13 protein-coding genes and 1 pseudogene are annotated in these 14,754 nt (G+C 63.2%); 9 read left to right on the top strand and 5 right to left on the bottom strand.

The features are described from left to right. The first annotated feature begins 129 nt into the window (after positions 1 to 129). From rpoH to PCJ21_RS10405, 3 genes and pseudogenes are all read left to right on the top strand, one after another. Positions 130 to 1,029 (top strand): RNA polymerase sigma factor RpoH, encoded by a 900-nt coding sequence (gene rpoH, locus PCJ21_RS10395; RefSeq protein WP_269931324.1) that lies wholly within the window; start codon positions 130 to 132, stop codon positions 1,027 to 1,029. Positions 1,030 to 1,215: 186 nt separating this feature from the next. Beyond that, positions 1,216 to 3,009: a sensor domain-containing diguanylate cyclase gene (locus PCJ21_RS10400; RefSeq protein WP_269931325.1), complete on the top strand. Its 1,794-nt coding sequence runs from the start codon at positions 1,216 to 1,218 to the stop codon at positions 3,007 to 3,009. A gap of 93 nt (positions 3,010 to 3,102) precedes the next feature. Beyond that, positions 3,103 to 3,252, top strand: a pseudogene (locus PCJ21_RS10405) (sigma factor-like helix-turn-helix DNA-binding protein); the annotation flags it as partial. 97 nt (positions 3,253 to 3,349) lie between these two features. Here the strand turns inward: PCJ21_RS10405 and PCJ21_RS10410 are convergent. Next, a complete protein-coding gene (locus PCJ21_RS10410) occupies positions 3,350 to 3,712 on the bottom strand; it encodes a cell division protein ZapA (RefSeq protein WP_269931516.1) in 363 nt (120 codons plus the stop codon). Between the two features lie 7 nt (positions 3,713 to 3,719). After that, positions 3,720 to 3,992, bottom strand: coding sequence for a DUF4164 domain-containing protein (locus PCJ21_RS10415; protein WP_269931326.1), 273 nt, complete (start codon positions 3,990 to 3,992; stop codon positions 3,720 to 3,722). Between the two features lie 286 nt (positions 3,993 to 4,278). Here PCJ21_RS10415 and tkt point away from each other — a divergent pair, with 286 nt between their 5' ends. The 5 genes from tkt (at position 4,279) to PCJ21_RS10440 (ending at position 12,705) form a co-directional block, all read left to right on the top strand. After that, positions 4,279 to 6,267 carry a transketolase gene (tkt, locus tag PCJ21_RS10420; protein WP_269931327.1) on the top strand — a complete coding sequence of 663 codons (1,989 nt, stop codon included), beginning with the start codon at positions 4,279 to 4,281 and terminating at the stop codon, positions 6,265 to 6,267. Between the two features lie 23 nt (positions 6,268 to 6,290). Then, a complete protein-coding gene (gene gap / locus PCJ21_RS10425) occupies positions 6,291 to 7,301 on the top strand; it encodes a type I glyceraldehyde-3-phosphate dehydrogenase (protein ID WP_269931328.1) in 1,011 nt (336 codons plus the stop codon). 282 nt (positions 7,302 to 7,583) lie between these two features. After that, entirely contained in the window at positions 7,584 to 9,452 is a 1,869-nt protein-coding gene (locus PCJ21_RS10430) for a potassium/proton antiporter (protein WP_269931329.1), read from the top strand. 861 nt (positions 9,453 to 10,313) lie between these two features. Beyond that, a complete protein-coding gene (locus PCJ21_RS10435) occupies positions 10,314 to 11,510 on the top strand; it encodes a phosphoglycerate kinase (RefSeq protein WP_269931330.1) in 1,197 nt (398 codons plus the stop codon). A 169-nt stretch (positions 11,511 to 11,679) separates the two neighbouring features. Beyond that, entirely contained in the window at positions 11,680 to 12,705 is a 1,026-nt protein-coding gene (locus tag PCJ21_RS10440) for a class I fructose-bisphosphate aldolase (protein ID WP_269931331.1), read from the top strand. Positions 12,706 to 12,856: 151 nt separating this feature from the next. Here the strand turns inward: PCJ21_RS10440 and PCJ21_RS10445 are convergent, their stop codons facing one another. Beyond that, positions 12,857 to 13,321 (bottom strand): hypothetical protein, encoded by a 465-nt coding sequence (locus tag PCJ21_RS10445; RefSeq protein ID WP_269931332.1) that lies wholly within the window; start codon positions 13,319 to 13,321, stop codon positions 12,857 to 12,859. Positions 13,322 to 13,502: 181 nt separating this feature from the next. Between PCJ21_RS10445 and PCJ21_RS10450 the strand changes: the two genes are divergently transcribed. Further along, positions 13,503 to 13,757: a DUF982 domain-containing protein gene (locus PCJ21_RS10450; RefSeq protein ID WP_269931333.1), complete on the top strand. Its 255-nt coding sequence runs from the start codon at positions 13,503 to 13,505 to the stop codon at positions 13,755 to 13,757. Between the two features lie 71 nt (positions 13,758 to 13,828). On the opposite strand, the gene PCJ21_RS10455 is transcribed toward PCJ21_RS10450, so the two are convergent. Continuing rightward, on the bottom strand, positions 13,829 to 13,987 hold the full coding sequence (locus PCJ21_RS10455) for a hypothetical protein (protein WP_269931334.1): 159 nt from the start codon (positions 13,985 to 13,987) through the stop codon (positions 13,829 to 13,831). 420 nt (positions 13,988 to 14,407) lie between these two features. After that, positions 14,408 to 14,563, bottom strand: a complete 156-nt coding sequence (locus tag PCJ21_RS10460; RefSeq protein ID WP_269931335.1) for a hypothetical protein — start codon at positions 14,561 to 14,563, stop codon at positions 14,408 to 14,410. Between the last annotated feature and the right edge of the window lie 191 nt (positions 14,564 to 14,754).

The raw sequence follows: 14,754 nt of genomic DNA on the forward strand, positions 1-14,754 counted from the left end.
CGTTGAACAAATGGTGTCTTTTCCCGTTATGTTCCGATATAGAACCCATGGCGCGACAGTGCAGAACGCAGCCGCGCCGCATGCTCGCCTAATTCAGGGAGCACATCTCGTAGAGAGGGAGGGCGCTTTATGGCCCAGTCACTACCCAGTATCGTTTCCGGCGAAGGCGGCCTGAGCCGCTACCTGGAAGAAATCCGCCGCTTTCCGATGCTCCAGCCGCAGGAAGAGTACATGCTCGCCAAGCGGTACAACGAGCATGAGGACACCGGCGCGGCCCACAAGCTGGTCACCAGCCACCTGCGCCTCGTGGCCAAGATCGCCATGGGCTATCGCGGCTACGGCCTGCCGATCGGCGAAGTCATCTCGGAAGGCAATGTCGGCCTGATGCAGGCCGTCAAGAAGTTCGAGCCGGAGCGTGGTTTCCGCCTCGCCACCTACGCCATGTGGTGGATCAAGGCCTCGATCCAGGAATACATCCTGCGCTCGTGGTCGCTGGTCAAGATGGGCACCACCGCCAACCAGAAGCGTCTGTTCTTCAACCTGCGCAAGGTGAAGGGCAAGATCCAGGCGCTCGACGACGGCGATTTGAAGCCTGACCAGATCAAGGAGATCGCCACTCGCCTCAACGTCTCCGAGGCCGAGGTGGTGTCGATGAACCGTCGCCTGTCGGGCGACGCCTCGCTCAATGCGCCGATCCGCGCCAGCGAAGGCGAATCCGGCGAGTGGCAGGACTGGCTGGTCGACGACCACGAAAGCCAGGAAGACATGCTGATCGAGCAGGACGAGCTCGAAAACCGTCGCGGCATGCTGTCGAGCGCCATGTCGGTGCTCAACGATCGCGAAAAGCGCATCTTCGAGGCGCGCCGCCTCGCCGAAGAGCCGCTGACGCTGGAAGAACTGTCGGCCGAGTTCGACATCAGTCGTGAGCGCGTCCGCCAGATCGAGGTTCGCGCCTTCGAAAAGGTCCAGGACGCGGTCAAGGCCGCCGCCAAGAAGCAGGCCCAGGCGCTCCGCACCATCGACGCCTGAGCCTTGGCCCGCAGACTGCGTGTCTGAACGCATCTGCAAACGAAAACGCAATCGGAACTACCCTACCGCGCCGTGTGTCATCCGTGACGCACGGCGCTCGTGTCTTCCACATCCCTCGACGGCCGGTATCGGACTGTTTTGGCGGTCGGTAACCGCATCTCAATGTTGGGCGTGTAGCGACAATCCATGTTCTGGAATGACCTCCGAAAAGCGCTCGCGACGACGGTGCTGAGCTTCGTGATGCTTGCGTCTCTGTATGCTGCCCCCCTTGGCGCGGCTGAATCTAGCGACATTCGCAGCTCCTGCTGGACATCAAGCAGTTTGTCCGACGACTTGGTCACTGTCGTCCACTCGCCCGGGCGCTGGACCTGCGGAGATCGGATCTATTCGCTCGAGGGCGAGCGGACGCTGCTGCTTTTTGAAATCGGTCCACACGATGTCCTTCCCCAATATCTCTTTTCAAGGCGAGGTGCGCTCGCGGCCGTGCATCTGCTGGCGATCGACCGAGACGGCGCAATGCGCCAGACCTCCTTGTCGGCGGGTGAGCTGTCTAGCGCTCTGCGTGGCGGGTATTTCAAGGCCCCTCTGCCTGATGTAACCCGCGACACGCTGCAGGTCGTTGTCGCGTTCGATTTGCCAAGCCACCGGATGACGCTGGAGAGAGCCTTTCTGTCGCCGTCTGACATCGCTCTGGACCCGGACTTTCTACGGTCCCTGCTTCTCCTGGCTACCCTTGCCGGAATGCTTGCCGTGCCGCTCATCTTCAACGCGGCCTTCTACCGGATCCTGCGCGAGCCATTCGTGCTTTGGCATTCCATGCTCACGATCTCTTTGCTGCTGACCATCCAGGTCACTTCGGGTCTTGCAGTCGTTCTCTTCGATCCGCCGGCAATGACGTTGAGCTGGATGACGACAGTGATCTTCGGCCTTACGGTCGCTTCCGGGGCGATGTTTACGCGCAGCTTCATCGAACCCGGCCGCATGCATCCGCGGCTGCGCCGGGCACTGGTCTGGTGCGCCGCATGGGCGATGTTTCTCAGCACGTCTCACGCGGCATTTCCGTTCGTGGGGCGCGCGGTTCAGTCGACCGTGTACACGGCGGCTTTTGCTCCGGTGATCGTCATTTTCATAGTGTCAGTTGCCGACGCCCTGCGGCGCGGAAGTCGGGCCGCCAAGTTCCAGGCGGTCGGCTATATGCCTGTGATCATGGTTGGATTGGTACGCCTGGTCACGGGTGTGGTTCCCGGGCTGCAGAGCAACGATGCCATGCTCCTGTTCTATGTGGGCTGCGTCTGGGAAGTTGTGTTCACCACGCTCGGCGTGGCGGACCGCTTCATGACGATCAAGCGCCAGCGCGACAGCGCGCGCTTCGAAGCCGACATGCTTGAGCGCCTGTCCGAACGCGACGCGCTGACGGGATTGCTCAACCGGCGGGCAATCGAGCAGAACTTCGAGAAATTCCGCGCCGAGGGCTACCGCACGCTTGCCGTGCTCGATCTGGATCACTTCAAGGCAATCAATGATGTTCACGGCCACGTGGTCGGCGACGCCGTACTGAAAGCCGTGGCCGAAGCGCTCCAGGCCGACCCGCAGGTTCATGCGTTCCGCCTCGGCGGAGAGGAATTCGTGCTGCTTGTGCGCGGAGAAGATGCCCAGGCCAAGGCGGAGCGTCGGCGCCAGGCGATCCCCGCCATCGTCGCCAATGCCGTTCCAGGCCTTGAGCGCCCCGTAACTGCCAGCATGGGCATGACGGATGCCTCGCCAAATGCTGATGCGAAGTTCGCAGAGCTCTACGAACAAGCCGACAGGCTGCTCTACAACGCCAAGCTTGCTGGCCGCAATCGAACCAAAATTGCACTGGCGCAAGGATCGAAGAATGATGCGGATGCCGACTTTGATACTGTGACTGGCGCAGAGCAAATCCACATCGAGCGACGTTCGATATCCTCCAAACTGGGGAACTACGCGCGTCAGTCTTAGCAGCGCGCATACAGTCTGACTGGGCCGAAGTCTCGAGGACATCGACCAGCCTCCCTGCCGGACCGGGCGACGCTGGCCATGCTGAGCGGCGGCGAGCCGCTGACGCTCGAAGAACTGTCGGCCGAGTTCGACATCAGTCGTCAGCGTGTCCGCCAGATCGAGGTTCGCGCCTTCGAAAAGGTTCAGGACGCGGTCAAGGCCGCCGCCAAGAAGCAGGCCCAGGCGCTCCGCACCATCGACGCCTGGGCACATAGAGCCTCGGAAACAAAAAACGCGCCGGCAACACCGGCGCGCTTTCGTTCTGGCCTCCATTTCCGCTGGGAAATGAACCGGCCCGTCCCTACCCTTTTCTGGCGAGCTTCGCCGCCAGGTCTTCCATGCGCTGCGCCAGCGAGCTCAGCGCACCGGTCAATGCGGTGTCGTTCTTGTCGGCTTTGGTCAGCGCGTCGTCGCGCGTCTTGCGCAGCGTCAGCACCTCGCCTTCCATGCCCTTGACGCGCTTTTGCAGTTCGCTCAGCTCGTCCATCACCATGATGCCGGCCATCACGGTCAGCCGCTGGTCGCCGATTTCGCCGAACGAATCCTTGAGGTGCGAAACATAGCGGTCGAAGCGGTTGGCGAGATCGATCAGATGCTCTTCCTGCCCTTCGTCGCAGGCCATGCGGTACTGCTTGCCGTCGATGGTAACCGTGACTTGCGCCATCTCCATCCTACCTGTCCAGCACGGCGCGGATCGTCTCCATGGCGGTCACGAGCCGCCGCGAGACTTCCTTGTTGGCTTCCTCCAGCCTTTCGGCACGAGCTTCGGAATTGTCGAGTTCTTGCGCCAGGCGCGCCCGGTCGGCGTTCATGCGCTGGACCTCGGCTTCGGCTTCGCCATAGTCCTGCTCGTGCTCAAGACGGGCCGCGGCCGCATCCTCCAGCGCCTCGATGGCCCTGCCGAGCCGGCCAATAACTTCCTTGAGTGTCGTTTCCCCGGTCATGGTTCCCTAATGGACCCTCGCCCATCACCGAATCGCGCACGTTTCAGAACGCGTTATGTCTGAAACATTAGGCACCGGTTGAAGGAGGCGTCAACAAAGCTGTTTTGTCTTTCCCCTGCAAAGCGCCTCCGTCGCATGACGCAATCCGTGCCGCGCGGCACTTTGGCGCCTGCAATGGGTGTGCGAAAACGCACCGATTTATTGACTCAAGCCCAGCGCCTGCTATGTGTCGCGCACTTTTCAGGGGTCTCGAGCGGCCCACTTTCCACGGCTTATGGGAGGGACGATGTCCTCGCGCGAAAAACACGACCGGATGGCCAACGCGATCCGCTTTCTGTCCATGGACGCCGTCGAGAAGGCCAACTCCGGCCACCCCGGCCTGCCTATGGGCGCCGCCGACATCGCAACCGTGCTGTACACCCGCTTCCTCAAGCATGATCCGGCCAATCCGCATTGGCACGACCGCGACCGCTTCGTTCTGTCTGCCGGCCACGGCTCGATGCTGCTCTACTCGGTGCTCTACCTCTCGGGCTACGAGGACATGACCATCGAGGAAATCAAGAATTTCCGCCAGCTCGGCTCGAAGACCGCCGGCCACCCCGAATACGGCCACGCCTCGGGCATCGAGACCACCACCGGCCCGCTCGGCCAGGGTTTCGCCAACGCCGTCGGCATGGCGCTCGCCGAGCGCATCATGAACGCCCAGTTCGGCGACGCGCTGGTTGACCACTACACCTACGTGCTCGCTGGCGACGGCTGCTTGATGGAAGGCATCTCACAGGAAGCGCTGACGCTTGCCGGCCACCTCAAGCTCAACAAGCTGATCGTCTTCTGGGACGACAACAACATCTCCATCGACGGCCCGATCTCGCTCGCCGACTCGACCAATCAGCTGGCTCGCTTCGCCGCCTCGGGCTGGAACACCATCGCCATCGACGGTCACGACCCGGAAGCCATCGCCGGCGCCATCGAGGCTGCCAAGCGTTCCGACCGCCCGACGATGATCGCCGCCAAGACCACCATCGGCTTCGGCTCACCCGCCAAGGCCGGCACCAACAAGGTGCACGGTTCGCCGCTCGGCGCCGCCGAGATCGAGGCGACCCGCAAGGCGCTCGGCTGGGAGTACCCGGCTTTCGAAATCCCCTCCGACATCCTCGACGCCTGGCGCCTGGCCGGCCTCAATTCGGCCAAGCAGCGCAAGGACTGGGAAAAGCGTCTGGCCGAGGCCGGCACTGAAGTGCGCGGCGAGTTCGAGCGCCGCATGCGCGGCGACCTGCCGGCTGGCTTCGACGCTGCCATCGCCGACTACAAGAAGAAGCTCGCCGCCGACAAGCCTAAGGTCGCGACCCGCAAGTCGTCGGAAATGGCGCTCGAGGTCATCAACGGCATCGTGCCCGAGACCATCGGCGGCTCGGCCGATCTCACCGGTTCCAACAACACCAAGACCAGCCAGACCCAGAACATCGCGCCTGGCGACTATGGCCAGCGCTTCGTTCACTATGGCATCCGCGAGCTCGGCATGAGCGCTGCGATGAACGGCATGGCGCTGCATGGCGGCGTCATCCCCTATTCCGGCACCTTCCTGTGCTTCTCCGACTACGCCCGCCCGGCCATGCGCCTGGCATCGCTGATGGGCATTCGCGTCGGCTTCGTCATGACCCACGATTCCATCGGTCTTGGCGAAGACGGCCCGACCCACCAGCCGGTCGAGCATCTCGCCGCCCTGCGCGCCATCCCCAACCACATTGTCTTCCGCCCGGCGGACGCGATGGAAGCCGCCGAATGCTGGCAGCTGACGCTGGAAAACCGCACCGCGCCGTCGACGCTGGCGCTGACCCGCCAGAACCTGCCGGCCGTGCGCACCGAATATGTCGAGGAAAACCTCTGCGGTTACGGCGCCTACGAGCTGGCCACCGCCGATGGCGATGCCGAAGTCACCATCTTCGCCACCGGCTCCGAGGTCGAGATCGCGCTCGAAGCCCGCAAGCAGTTGCAGGCAGCCGGCCATCCGACCCGCGTCGTCTCGGTTCCCGCTTTCGAGCTGTTCGAAAAGCAGAGCCCCGAGTACCGCAAGGCGATGATCGGCAACGCCAAGGTCAAGGTCGCCATCGAGGCCGGCATCCGCATGGGCTGGGACAGCTTCATCGGCACCGACGGCATCTTCATCGGCATGCACGGCTTCGGCGCCAGCGCTCCGATCGAAGACCTCTACAAGCATTTCGGCATCACCGCCGAGGCTGCCGTTTCGGCAGCCCAGGCACGGCTTCAGGCTTAAGACGTTCCCCAGGAGGACCAGACATGACCGTTAGAGTTGCCATCAATGGTTTCGGCCGCATCGGCCGCAACATCGTGCGCGCGATCTATGAATCGGGCCGCAAGGACATCGACGTCGTCGCCGTCAACGATCTCGGCCCGGTCGAGACCAACGCCCACCTGCTGCGCTACGACAGCGTGCACGGCCGCTTCCCGCACGAGGTGAAGGTCGAAGGCGATTCCATCAACATCGGCACCGACAAGTTCAAGGTCACCGCGATCAAGGATCCGTCGCAGCTGCCGTGGAAGGAACTCGGCGTCGACATCGCGCTCGAATGCACCGGCATCTTCACCTCCAAGGACAAGGCCTCGGCGCATCTGGCCGCCGGCGCCAAGCGCGTCATCGTCTCGGCGCCTGCCGACGGTGCCGACCTGACCGTGGTCTACGGCGTCAACCACGACCAGATCACCAAGGACCACATCGTCATTTCGAATGCGTCCTGCACCACCAACTGCCTGGCGCCGGTCGCCATGGTCCTCAACAATGCCTTTGGCATTGAAAAGGGCTTCATGACCACGATCCACGCCTACACCGGCGACCAGCCGACCCTCGACACCATGCACAAGGATCTCTACCGCGCCCGCGCAGCGGCGATGTCGATGATCCCGACCTCGACCGGTGCCGCCAAGGCCGTCGGCTTGGTCCTGCCGGAACTCAAGGGCAAGCTCGACGGCGTTTCGATCCGCGTGCCGACCCCCAACGTCTCGTGCATCGACTTCAAGTTCGTCGCCAAGCGCAACGTCACCGTCGAAGAGGTCAACGCAGTGCTCGTCGCTGCCGCCAATGGCCCGCTCAAGGGTGTTCTCGCCTTCACCGACGAGCCGCTGGTCTCCATCGACATGAACCACAACCCGGCCTCGTCGACCTTCGCGCTCGACCAGACCAAGGTCATCGAGGGCAACCTCGTGCGCGTCATGTCCTGGTACGACAACGAGTGGGGCTTCTCCAACCGCATGGCCGACACGGCAGTCGTCATGGGCAAGACCATCGCCTGATCTGACGCCTTTTCGGCATCGTTCGATCCATCTCACAACGCCCGGCTTCGGCCGGGCGTTTTCGTTTTTGCCGCAGTGCAAAAAATAATTGGTCCAAGTCGCCGAAAATTCATTCCGCCTTGCGCCCGGCCTTTTCTTCGCCGCACTCTCGACCGACGCAGCTAAGGTGTGATCGCGAACACTGAATCGGTGCTCTGAGCGGTCATGCTTCAGCAAGAGCGTAGAGCCTGTTCCGAACCCATCGGACCAAACCGGCTCTCTCTGTTTCGCGGACGGGTCGGGATGGAACAGGCGATATATCTGATCACGCTGGTGGGCACCGCCCTGGTGGTTGCCGCTGCGTTTTCGAGCCTGATCGCCTTCCGCTTCGGTGCGCCGCTGCTGCTGCTCTTCCTCGGCATCGGGCTTGCCAGCGGCGTCGATGGCCTCGGCATCGCTTTCGACAACGCCCATCTCGCCTATTTCGTCGGCTCCATAGCGCTCGCCGTCATCCTGTTCGATTCCGGCTTTGGCACGCCGCTTGGCGTCCTGCGCCAGGCCGGCATGCCGGCGCTGACGCTGGCCACCATCGGCGTGGCCATCACGACGCTGATCTTCGGCATCGCCGCCTATTATCTCACCGGCTTCACCTGGCTTGAATCGTTCCTCCTGGGCGCGGCTGTCGCCTCGACAGATGCAGCCGCCGTGTTCTTCCTTCTGCGCGCCGGCAACATCAATTTGCGCGAGCGCGTCCGCTCGACGCTCGAAATCGAATCCGGCACCAACGATCCCATCGCCATCTTCCTGACCATCACCCTGGTCGAAATCATCGCGCTAGGCGCCAAGCCGGACACCGACATCCTGCTGATCGACCTTGTCCTCGGCTTCTTCGTCCAGATGATCCTGGGTGCGGCCATCGGCTTGATCGGCGGCTTCCTGATCGTCAAGCTCGTCGAGCGGCTCAACCTCGACCGAGGCCTGTTGCCGATCTTCGTCCTGACGCTGTCGCTGCTCGTCTTTGCCACCGCAGGCGCCATCGGTGGCTCGGGCTTCCTCGCCGTCTATCTCGCCGGTCTCGTCGCCGGCAATTCCGACATCCGCGCGGTCTCCACCCTCAAGCGCTTCCAGTCCGGCATTTCCTGGCTGGCCCAGATCATCATGTTCCTGGTGCTCGGCCTGTTCGCCACGCCATCGCAGTTTCCGGCGATCCTCGCTTCGGCGCTCGTGCTCGGGCTGTTCCTGATGTTCGTCGCCCGGCCCGTGGCGGTGTGGCTGTGCCTAATCCCCTTCAACATCCCACGCCAGGAAACCGCTTTCATCTCCTGGGTCGGCCTGCGCGGCGCGGTCTCCATCCTGCTTGCCATCACCCCCGTGCTCGGCGGCCTGGAACACGGCCGCGACATCTTCAACATCGCCTTCATCATCGTGCTGACTTCGCTCATCATCCAGGGCTGGACGGTCGGGCCGCTCGCTCGCCGTCTCGGGCTGATCGTGCCGCAGCGCTATGGCCCGCTCGACAAGGTCGAGCTCGAACTGCCAGGCTCCGCCCATCACGAACTGCTTGCCTATCGCGTCGTGCCCGGATCGCCGGTCGCCCGGGGCCAGCGCATCCCGCGCTGGGCGCGGCCATCCCTGGTCGTCCGCGAGGGCCGTTCGATGCGCTTCCAGGACATGGGCCGCCTCGCCGCCGGCGACAACGTCTACATCTTCGTGCCCGACCGCTACCCCCGCCTGCTCGACCGGCTGTTTGCCAGCCGCGCCGAGGTCGACGCCGAGGACGAGGATTTCTTCGGTGCCTTCACCGTCGACCAGACCCATCTGGCCGGCGAGCTGGAGGCCATCTATGGCGCCTCCATCACCGACGAGGAGCGCAAGCTCACCATCGGCGAATTGGTCATCCAGCGCCTGCGTGGCCATGTCGAATATGCCGACCGCGTCTCGCTCGGCCTGATCGACCTGATCGTCCGCGACGTCGACGAAAAGGGCCGCATCGTCGCCGTCGGCCTGTCGATCGAGCCCGCCCCGCCACCGCCGCCAGTGCCGGTGTTCCTCAGCGGCGGCGAGATCAGCGACCGCATCAGGCGCTTCTTCGCCAGGCGTCAGGGCAAGGCCCCGGCCAAGCCCGCCGCCGCACCGGCGACGACGTCCGAGGGCCTGCCCGAGGACGCGTAAGGTCGAGGACAAGTCACCGCCGGCGTTTGAAGCTGCAACCAAGGATGATGCAGATCGCCACTGCCTATCCAAAAAAGCTAGCGAACGTCTTTATGGAAACGAGATGGTCCTTCCGTTTCGCTATTTCTGCGTCGCCAAGAGTGTCTTGGGACCAAGTGTCCACCCCATCGCAAATGTCACCGCAGAAATGGTCTATCTGAAGTTGCAGAGTATTGTTGCTTCGGTTGCAGTGTACGCTCCCAGAGGCAGGCGGCTTCGTGAACTCGAAATGGGTCAACGATTCCTGAGCTTTTTGATCACTGATGTCCTGACTACCTGAATGGCTAACCGCACAACGCAAGGCGTATAGGTCTGCGGCCGAGAGGAAAACCATTTCCGTATGAGCAAAACCGATTCGGCGCGTGTATTTTGGTTGAATGTACTTTGTTGACCAACGTCTGTAGCGCTTGCCGACGGCTTCCTTCGGCGTTTCCAACCACCCGCAGATATCTGGAAGCGTGAGCGCTGACATTAGCGCCGGCATCCAAATCTGGTCCTTAATGCAAGTCCGAATTGGGCCCGTAAACCGTTCCAACGATCAATCTCCCTGACATCTCGACCGGAGCCTATCATGCAATTCACAGACGCTGTAACCGTCGCAGGGATGCCGAAATGGAGACGGCAGCCGATCACTGAAGCAGGGGACGGTCCGCACTGGCATCCTGTTTGTGCCCGTGACGAAGTCCCCACGGGAGTGATGACGACGCGCATCGACCAATCGGGCCCTCTATGCCAAAATTTCGCTCCCGCCCTCCACAAACCTTGCATCCGCGCCGTCGCTGGCTATGGTCCGCGCGATCTCTCTAGGGAAAGGGAAACCCCATGGCCGCTTTCAAGACCCTCGACACCATCGGCAACGTCAGCGGCAAGCGGGTTCTCGTCCGCGTGGACCTCAACGTGCCTATGGCCGACGGCAAGGTTTCCGACGCCACCCGCATCGAGCGCGTCGCGCCGACCATCACGGAACTCGCCGGCAAGGGCGCCAGGGTCATCCTGCTGGCGCATTTCGGCCGCCCCAAGGACGGCCCCGATCCGGCCCTGTCGCTCGCGCCCATCGCCACCGCCACGTCAGAGGTTTTGGGCCGTCCGGTCGGTTTTGCCGCCGACTGCATCGGCGACAAGGCAGCCGCCGCCGTTGGCGCCATGAAGGACGGCGACGTCCTGCTGCTTGAGAACACCCGCTTCTACAAGGGCGAGGAGAAGAACGACCCCGCTTTCGTCGAACAGCTCGCCGCCAATGGCGACATCTTCGTCAACGACGCCTTTTCGGCCGCCCACCGGGCCCATGCCTCGACCGAAGGCCTGACCCACAAGCTGCCGGCCTATGCCGGCCGCACCATGCAGGCCGAACTCGAGGCGCTGGAAAAGGGCCTCGGCAACCCGGTCAAGCCGGTTGTCGCCATCGTCGGCGGCGCCAAGGTCTCGACCAAGATCGACCTGCTCATGAACCTGGTGAAGAAGGTCGACGCACTCGTCATCGGCGGCGGCATGGCCAACACCTTCCTTGCCGCGCGCGGCACCAATGTCGGCAAGTCGCTCGCCGAGCACGACCTCGCGGCCACCGCCAAGCAGATCATGATCGAGGCAGCGCAGTCGGGCTGCGCCATCATCCTGCCGTCGGACGGCGTCGTCGCCCGCGAATTCAAGGCGGGTGCCGCAAACGAGATCGTCGCCATCGACGCTGTCCCGGCCGATGCCATGATCCTCGACGTCGGCCCCAAGACCGTCGCTTCCGTCAACGACTGGATCGACCGCGCCGCGACGCTGGTCTGGAACGGCCCGCTCGGCGCCTTCGAGATCGAGCCCTTCGACAAGGCGACGGTATCGGCGGCCCAGCATGCGGCGGCCCGTACCAGGGCCGGCAAGCTCGTCTCGGTCGCCGGCGGCGGCGACACGGTGGCAGCGCTGAACCACGCCGGCGTGGCCGACGACTTCACCTATGTCTCGACCGCCGGCGGCGCCTTTCTCGAATGGATGGAAGGCAAGGAACTGCCCGGCGTCGAAGTGCTCAAGGCCTGAGACTGGAACCGGAAGCGCAGGGCACGGCCGTTTGCCGGCCAGCCTCGTCCGAAGAGCGCCGCGCCCTAAACCGATTGAAATAATTTCAATCGGTTATAGGCTTGTTGCCGGCATTCCGTTCGGGAAAACCATCTGCTATGCGCCCGGCATCTGATCAGGAGAAACGTGTATGAGCGAACGTCTCGAAGACATCGCCGTCGCCATGGTGGCGAACGGCAAGGGTATTCTGGCTGCGGACGAAAGCTCCGGCACCATCAAGAAGCGTTTCGACGTCATTGGCGTTGAATCCACCGCTGACAGCCGCCGCGACTATCGCGAGATGATGTTCCGCACCACCGAAGCGATGACCAAATACATCTCCGGCGTCATCCTCTACGACGAGACCATTCGCCAGACCGCCGCCGACGGCACACCGCTGGTCGAGCTCATCAAGGCATCAGGCGCCATCCCCGGCATCAAGGTCGATGCCGGCGCCAAGGCCATCGTCAATTTTCCGGGCGACACCATCACCGAAGGCCTCGACGGCCTGCGCGAGCGCATGGCCGAGTACTACAAGCTCGGCGCCCGCTTCGCCAAATGGCGCGCCGTGATCGACATCGATACGACGAAGAACGTGCCTTCGGCCTATTCGCTCTCGGCCAACACCCAGGCGCTCGCCCGCTATGCGGCACTGTGCCAGGAAGCCGGCATCGTGCCGATCGTCGAGCCGGAAGTGCTGATGGACGGCGCCCACGACATCGACACCTGCTACGACGTCACCAAGGCGACGCTGGTCAAGCTCTATGACGAGCTCTACGCCGCCCGCGTCGTGCTCGAAGGCACGATCCTGAAGCCGAACATGGTCATCTCGGGCAAGAAGGCCACCAAAAAGGCCAGCGCCGAGGAGATCGCCGAAAAGACCATCAAGCTGTTCCGCGAGACGGTTCCGGCTGCGGTTCCGGGCATCGCCTTCCTGTCGGGCGGCCAGTCCGACGAAGAGGCGACCGCCAACCTCAACGCCATCAACGCGATTGGCCCGCATCCGTGGAAGCTGACCTTCTCCTACGGCCGCGCGCTGCAGGCAGCGCCGCAGAAGGCATGGTCGGGCAAGGTCGAGAACCTCGCCGCCGGCCAGGCCGCCTTCACCCACCGCGCCCACATGAACCACCTGGCTGCCTTGGGCCAGTGGAAGCCCGCGCTGGAAAAGGCTGCGTAAGCCAAGCCTTCAGGCACGAAATGCGAAAAGCCTCGGAGCGATCCGGGGCTTTTTCTTATTGTCGAGGACACCAGGCCAGGGTGATCGGACTTAAGACGCGGCGACCGGCGTGGCAATCAGGAGCGATAGGGTCGCCGTCAGCAGTTCTGCTCTATCCATTCTCGCCATCCAGAATATCGCCTCGACCCAGATGCTCCTGCGCGGGCGGCTGCACGCGCCAAAAGCAGAAATATGCGGCGGCGAGCGCGGCCAGATACTGTAGCCCAAGGATCATCTGCGCTGTCGTGAATGTCATCGATGCATCGCCAAGCGTCGTCATCGTCAAGACGACGGCGAACATGGCGAACACCAGGCGTCTGCTGTAGTTCTTGAACGCCAGATCGCAGACCAGCCGCGCCGCGACGATGCCGGCTACGGCGGCGGCGACCGCCCCGGCTAGCTGAACGAGGTTGGGGCGCGCGCCGAACAATAGCCAGTCGATAACTGGCGCAAGCATGCTGGCGGCTATAGTCACAAGGGTCGCGGCAGTGAATGAGGCAAACACATAGACGACAAGCGCCACGACCATGGCGCCCAGCGTCTGCGGCCTGAACGAACTCTTGGCCACGCCAGCCATTTGCCCCGCCATATCCAAATGTCTTTGCACCAACACACAATCACCGCTTGCCCGATCCGTCGAGCACGTTCGGGTCGGCGAGCAGTACTTGCCCGGCTCCGCTTGCGCCGCAAGATCACGGCATGTCCGTCCCGAACTTTATGTTCCTCGCTTCCACGGCCAGTTTGGCGTATGAGCGGCCATGGAAAATATCAGGTTTGAAACTCCCATCACCGTAAAGGCCGATCCGGCAGGCACTCCGCTTCTGTTGCGCTCGGCCAAGGAAGCCTCGGCCTTCCTGCTCAACAGCTGGCCAGGCAAGCGCAGCCCCAAGCATCGCGCGGCGCTCCAGGCGTGCTCCGACGCCATGTCGGGCGAAAAGCCGGTCATGGCGGCGCGGCGGGCCTTCATCGCGGCGGCGCGCGAAGTCAGCGTCTACATCAACGACAAGGACTGATCCGGCGCACAAGCGCCGAACTCAGCACGAAGCAGGTTTGGCGGCACCCAGCGTTGCCGCCACCACCCGCATCAGGCTTCCGTTTCGGCTTCCGGCGCTGCGTCGTCTTCGCTTGCCGAATTTCCGCGCAGCTTGGCCTCGGCCTTGGCGGCAAGCTTGTCAGCCTTCTTGGCCGCCTTGGCGCGGTCGCGGTCGCGGCGTTCCTGATTGTAGTTCGTCGGTCTGGGCATGGGATTGTCCTCTTGTTATGGTTCACGCCTGCCTAGGGCGATACGGCGCCAAACACAACCGTATCGGGCCCTGCCATGCTGCTCTCATCGCTTTCCATCGCCATCAAGGCAGCCGACGATGGCGCAGGCCCGCCCGACGCAGCCGCTTGTGAAGGCTCGAGGTGCGTCCTTGCGCTTCGCCTTGTCCCGCCACAATCCTCTTCCGGGACATCAGCGCCTCCAATCTGCCCCACCGCGGCACAGACCGCGCTGGCACGAACCGTGCAAGGCATGTGTCGCCGGCGCTAGCCGGGCCTGGTTTGTCTCAAATCAGGTAAAAGGCTCGCCGGGGGTGGGACTGGGGTTTTCCCTCGGCGAGCTCCAGTTTCCGCCAGATGGCGGCGCACTGCGATACGCCGACCGCTGCCCGGCGCCGACCTGTCAGTGCCCGAGCAGCGCGGTGACCGAAATCGCCGCCAGCGCCAGCACCGCCAGCTTCCAGAAGTCGCGCCGCTGCCGCAGCCCGGGCAAACCGAGCGGCTTGATGATCTGGATCGCCATGATGGCGAGGATGATGAGCGACAGCGCCTTCGACATGACCGCCTTTGATCAATTTGCCGCGCCCCTGTCAAAGCGGCTCGCGGCATCTGCTAAGATCGGCTGCGCCGCCCAAGCTCAGCGCTACATCGCGTGACCAGCGGAGGGTGTGGAAAATCGCCTCGTGAAAACGGGCAATATGATGCTTGTATTGTTAAACCAAGGTCAAATGGACGCCGAACACCACGAGC

It is taken from the genome of Aminobacter sp. HY435 (assembly GCF_027568395.1).
GTDB lineage: Bacteria > Pseudomonadota > Alphaproteobacteria > Rhizobiales > Rhizobiaceae > Aminobacter.

Excerpts from the sequence above, each read along its gene's own strand:
- PCJ21_RS10430 (WP_269931329.1), top strand. The coding sequence starts at position 7,584 with ATGGAACAGGCGATATATCTGATCACGCTGGTGGGCACCGCCCTGGTG.
- gap (WP_269931328.1), top strand. The coding sequence starts at position 6,291 with ATGACCGTTAGAGTTGCCATCAATGGTTTCGGCCGCATCGGCCGCAAC.
- rpoH (WP_269931324.1), top strand. The coding sequence starts at position 130 with ATGGCCCAGTCACTACCCAGTATCGTTTCCGGCGAAGGCGGCCTGAGC.
- tkt (WP_269931327.1), top strand. The coding sequence starts at position 4,279 with ATGTCCTCGCGCGAAAAACACGACCGGATGGCCAACGCGATCCGCTTT.
- PCJ21_RS10455 (WP_269931334.1), bottom strand. The coding sequence starts at position 13,987 with ATGCCCAGACCGACGAACTACAATCAGGAACGCCGCGACCGCGACCGC.
- PCJ21_RS10435 (WP_269931330.1), top strand. The coding sequence starts at position 10,314 with ATGGCCGCTTTCAAGACCCTCGACACCATCGGCAACGTCAGCGGCAAG.
- PCJ21_RS10445 (WP_269931332.1), bottom strand. The coding sequence starts at position 13,321 with ATGGCTGGCGTGGCCAAGAGTTCGTTCAGGCCGCAGACGCTGGGCGCC.
- PCJ21_RS10460 (WP_269931335.1), bottom strand. The coding sequence starts at position 14,563 with ATGTCGAAGGCGCTGTCGCTCATCATCCTCGCCATCATGGCGATCCAG.
- PCJ21_RS10410 (WP_269931516.1), bottom strand. The coding sequence starts at position 3,712 with ATGGCGCAAGTCACGGTTACCATCGACGGCAAGCAGTACCGCATGGCC.
- PCJ21_RS10440 (WP_269931331.1), top strand. The coding sequence starts at position 11,680 with ATGAGCGAACGTCTCGAAGACATCGCCGTCGCCATGGTGGCGAACGGC.
- PCJ21_RS10400 (WP_269931325.1), top strand. The coding sequence starts at position 1,216 with ATGTTCTGGAATGACCTCCGAAAAGCGCTCGCGACGACGGTGCTGAGC.
- PCJ21_RS10450 (WP_269931333.1), top strand. The coding sequence starts at position 13,503 with ATGGAAAATATCAGGTTTGAAACTCCCATCACCGTAAAGGCCGATCCG.
- PCJ21_RS10415 (WP_269931326.1), bottom strand. The coding sequence starts at position 3,992 with ATGACCGGGGAAACGACACTCAAGGAAGTTATTGGCCGGCTCGGCAGG.